The sequence below is a fragment of the Nitrososphaera sp. genome (assembly GCF_050748925.1).
Classification (GTDB): Archaea; Thermoproteota; Nitrososphaeria; order Nitrososphaerales; family Nitrososphaeraceae; genus Nitrososphaera.
In genome coordinates this window covers 1-3739 of the sequence record NZ_JBOGQF010000155.1, presented here as the reverse complement: position 1 = coordinate 3739, position 3739 = coordinate 1, and the positions used below count along the sequence as shown (strand labels likewise).

At 54.8% G+C, this 3739-nt stretch carries 5 protein-coding genes and 1 pseudogene; 1 reads left to right on the top strand and 5 read right to left on the bottom strand.

What is annotated here, in order from left to right; translation table 11 throughout:
• From ACREAY_RS10505 to ACREAY_RS10485, 5 genes and pseudogenes are all read right to left on the bottom strand, one after another.
• Positions 1-181: pseudogene (locus ACREAY_RS10505) on the bottom strand (VOC family protein); the annotation flags it as partial.
• Between the two features lie 44 nt (positions 182-225).
• Positions 226-1611: an aspartate ammonia-lyase gene (locus ACREAY_RS10500; RefSeq protein WP_431755722.1), complete on the bottom strand. Its 1386-nt coding sequence runs from the start codon at positions 1609-1611 to the stop codon at positions 226-228.
• Between the two features lie 43 nt (positions 1612-1654).
• Positions 1655-2032: a hypothetical protein gene (locus ACREAY_RS10495; protein WP_431755721.1), complete on the bottom strand. Its 378-nt coding sequence runs from the start codon at positions 2030-2032 to the stop codon at positions 1655-1657.
• A 26-nt stretch (positions 2033-2058) separates the two neighbouring features.
• A complete protein-coding gene (locus ACREAY_RS10490) occupies positions 2059-2307 on the bottom strand; it encodes a hypothetical protein (RefSeq protein WP_431755720.1) in 249 nt (82 codons plus the stop codon).
• Positions 2294-2638 (bottom strand): hypothetical protein, encoded by a 345-nt coding sequence (locus ACREAY_RS10485; RefSeq protein WP_431755719.1) that lies wholly within the window; start codon positions 2636-2638, stop codon positions 2294-2296. Before ACREAY_RS10485 ends, ACREAY_RS10490 begins: the two co-directional genes overlap by 14 nt.
• A gap of 292 nt (positions 2639-2930) precedes the next feature.
• Between ACREAY_RS10485 and ACREAY_RS10480 the strand changes: the two genes are divergently transcribed.
• A complete protein-coding gene (locus ACREAY_RS10480) occupies positions 2931-3386 on the top strand; it encodes a hypothetical protein (RefSeq protein ID WP_431755718.1) in 456 nt (151 codons plus the stop codon).
• Positions 3387-3739: the final 353 nt, after the last annotated feature.

Here is a 3739-nt window from a genome sequence, read left to right as displayed (position 1 = left end):
GCGGCTGCGTCTCGTAGTCGGGCAGGACAAACGCCACCTCCACGGGCGGGCTGCCGCCTGATCGCATCTGGATGTACCAGTCATTTTCAAAGATGGCATGAAAGCCGAGCTTTGCGTAGAACTCTCTAGATTCTGCCAGCTTTTGGGTCGCCACTACCGGGGTCAGGGATTTTATCTTCATCCGGATCCTGGTCGGCAGAGCAGGGTTTAAGATTTTCTCCAGACCTAGCCGGAGCCCAGGATGCTATCCTTTGACAGCGCCTTGTCAAGCTCTGCCTTTGTCATCAGCTTTTTCTCGAGCACCAGCTCCCTGATGCTCTTGCCCGTCTTTAGCGACTCTTTATAGATCTCGGCAGCCTTCAGGTAGCCGATGTACGGGTTCAGGAGTGTGACCAGCACAGGGCTCTTTTCGACGTACGATTCTAGCCGGTCCTTGTTTGCCCTGAGCCCGTCTACCATGTTTGCAGCAAATATCGGCAGGAAATTCTTTAGCATGTCAGTCGAGTCGAGCACGCACTTTAGCATCCCCGGCAGCATGACGTTGAGCTCAAACTGGCCGGCCTGCGCGGCCATCGCGACTGACACGTCGTTGCCCATGACGTTAAAGCAGACCATGTTGAGGCACTCTGCGAGCGACGGGTTGACCTTGCCCGGCATTATCGACGACCCCGCGTGCACCGCAGGTATCAGCACTTCGGCCAGGCCGGCAGTGGGGCCGGACGCCATCAGGCGTATGTCGTTTGCCATCTTGGTCAGCTCGATTGCGAGGTTGCGCAGTGCCGACGAGCAGATGGCGACGTCGAACTTGCTCTGCAATGAATAAAACATGTTCTCTGACGGCTCCAGTTTCAGTTTCGACACCTCTGACAGGCGCTTTATCGCAAGGGCGCGGTAGCCCCTTGGCGCGTTGGCACCCGTCCCGACGGCCGTGCCCCCGAGGCCGACCTCGCGCAGGCCGCCCATCGCCTCGCGCATCTTTTTTTGCGCCCGCTCTATCGAATAGGCGTACTCTTCAAACTCGGCGCCAAGGGTCACCGGGATGGCGTCCATGACGTGCGTCCTGCCTATCTTTATCGCATCCTTGAATTCATGCGCCTTTTTGCGAAGGGACTTTACCAGAATTGTGATTGCGGCGTCGGTCGCCTCCATGTTGAGCAGTATTGCGACGTGCATAGCGGTTGGAAAAGTGTCGTTTGACGACTGGGACATGTTGACGTGGTCGTTTGGGCTGACGGTCTCGTAATCGCCCTTTTTCTTGCCAAGGACCTCTAGCGCCCTGTTGGCGATGACTTCGTTGGTGTTCATGTTAAAGGCAGTGCCGGCGCCGGAATTGATGGCCTCCACCACGAACTGGTCGTGCAGCTTGCCGGCGAGGATCTCGTCGCATGCCTTTACTATTGCATCTGCTTTTTGCGCGTCCAGCGCCTTCAGCTCCTTGTTTGCCAATGCGGCAGACCGCTTGATCATCACAAAGGCCATGACAAGGTTGGCGTGGGCAGGCTGGCCCGTCACCCTGTACTGCTCCTTTGCGCGGGCGGAAAATGCGCCGTAATAAGCGCCAGAGGGGACCTTGACTTCCCCGAGAGAATCCTTGTCTATCCTGAAGGACATCGCGCATAGTCGCGCTCCGGCCGTAATAAATTAATCGACGCTCTCAGGTGACGAGCCTGCCGCGCGCAAGGGCCTCGACCGCAGTGACGTCGGCGGCAAGGCCGTGCAAGAGCGCCGGCGGCTGGCCCGCAAGCGCGGTCTCGCTGACCGGCACCGTGAACCTTGCAATCGTCAAAAAGGCCAGCTTGCCGTACCAGTTGTTTTCAAGGCAGAGTCTTTTTTCGTCCTCACCCATTTGCGCAAGCTCGACTATGCGGCCGAGCGTGCCGGACCCGATGGCGACGTCGCCGGGCAGAGTCTTTTTCACAAACAATATCTTTGTCCCCCGCGCCCAGTCCCGGCGTATGCCGACGTAAAGCTCGCGCCGGACATGGAGCTGCCGCTCCTGTTCCTCCTTTACGCGCAGGCAAAAGCCGGCCAAGCGTGGTAATACATGAAAGGCGTGTATTATATTCTTGGCATGATCGCCGGGATGTGCGGGGTGGCCAGATACTCTTTTACCGCCCTGAACAGCTCCTCCGCCTCCCCGTCGTAGGCGTCAATGCTATAGCCCCCGCCGCAGTACGAGAGTTGCACGTTGCAGTGCCTTATCCCGTTGCGCATGAACCCGACGTTGTACGCCACTTTCAGATCCATGCAGGTTGCGCTTTCATGCACCGCATACATGAAGGCGTCAACGCTGCTACGAAACGCCATATTTCTCCCTCTTTGACGCCCACATCGTCAGGGCTATCTTTTTCCTCATCTTGCCGTACTTGCCCGCCCCGCTGAAAGTGACCAGCTGGCCGCACTTGCCGCAGCGCGCCCTTGTAGGGTGCGACAGGTCCAGCCGGCCCAGCGGCAGCATCTTGCAAAATGAGCACCGATAGTGCGTCAGGAAGAACCTCTGCACGGGCGCCATGGCGCTGAAACTCAGGCCTTGCTCTGCGCACACTGCGTCTATCGTGCTCCTTGCCGGTTCTTCTGACGTGTACGCGGATCTCTCCTCATACGACACCAGCAACCCATCCCCCGTTATGTGCGACATACCCCTATTACCGGGCTGCAAGCCATAACGTTTGGTAAAAAGGGCGCGTTCGCGCTATCAAAAATTTTTTACTTTTACCAAGCGTTTTATACTGTTCATATGTGAATATTTATCTGCTAATGCGTAAAATATACATAATTCCACCTGATTATGAAATTTTCCGCATCACCTGCGAAAAATATGCGGGCAGGCGCCAGGCCGCTCAGACATCCTGAATCCAGAAGCTGATACTATGAAAACGAAACTCGACAAAGGTTATATCAATAATGCACAAAAAATAGTCAGAGACGACATGCTCAAGGAAAGCGTCAAATCTGCCATCAACGACGTAAAGATATACTCAAGTGGCCTAGAGACCGCGCTTGACAACAAGAGGCTGACAGAAGCCTCGGATTATGTAAGCAGCATAAGAAGCACCATGGACAGGGTGTCAGAATATATCGAATCCCATGTCGTGGACGAAAAAGACTATGACTCGGAAAGGCCCTCTGACATGGCACTCACCGATGCGGAAAGGGCGTTGCGGGCAGCCAAGAAGGCCGAAGAAAAGGTAGAGTGGCTGGAAAGGACGTCCGCGCAAAGGACAGAAGAGGGCAAGAGGCTAAAAAAACAAGCCGAAGAGGCAAGGAAAGAAGCTGAAAAAGCGAGGGATGCGGCCAAAAAGGCTCAGGGCGCCGAGCGCAAGGCGGCAAAGCAGGCCATGAAAGCCGCCAAGGAAGCAGACAAGGCGCGCGAAGCGGCAAGGTAGAATTCGCTTCAGGGATCGCCTCCGGGCTTGACAGCTCTCGCAGGTTCATGGACTGCAATAACAATATATCAAGAAAGAAAACACAGCAATAAAGTTATCTTATTGCACCATTGTCGATAAAATATAGTGCAAATTGCTCAATGTATGTCATGTCTGTAATACATCCCAATTTTATGTAGTACATGACTAGGCATTCTTTTCCACGTTCCAAAGTCAGGGACAGGCCCGATGGGCGCACGCTGTCATCTTCAATTCCACAAGTGATAGTCCATGCCATGCGCCTTCAACCCGGCGATCGTCTAGAATGGATATGGATCACAGAGGGTCTACAATCATACTGTAAAGTCACACGA

Bases quoted from the DNA above. Each gene is read 5' to 3' on its own strand.
- ACREAY_RS10490 (WP_431755720.1), bottom strand. From the start codon at position 2,307: ATGGCGTTTCGTAGCAGCGTTGACGCCTTCATGTATGCGGTGCATGAA.
- ACREAY_RS10485 (WP_431755719.1), bottom strand. From the start codon at position 2,638: ATGTCGCACATAACGGGGGATGGGTTGCTGGTGTCGTATGAGGAGAGA.
- ACREAY_RS10480 (WP_431755718.1), top strand. From the start codon at position 2,931: ATGCTCAAGGAAAGCGTCAAATCTGCCATCAACGACGTAAAGATATAC.
- ACREAY_RS10500 (WP_431755722.1), bottom strand. From the start codon at position 1,611: ATGTCCTTCAGGATAGACAAGGATTCTCTCGGGGAAGTCAAGGTCCCC.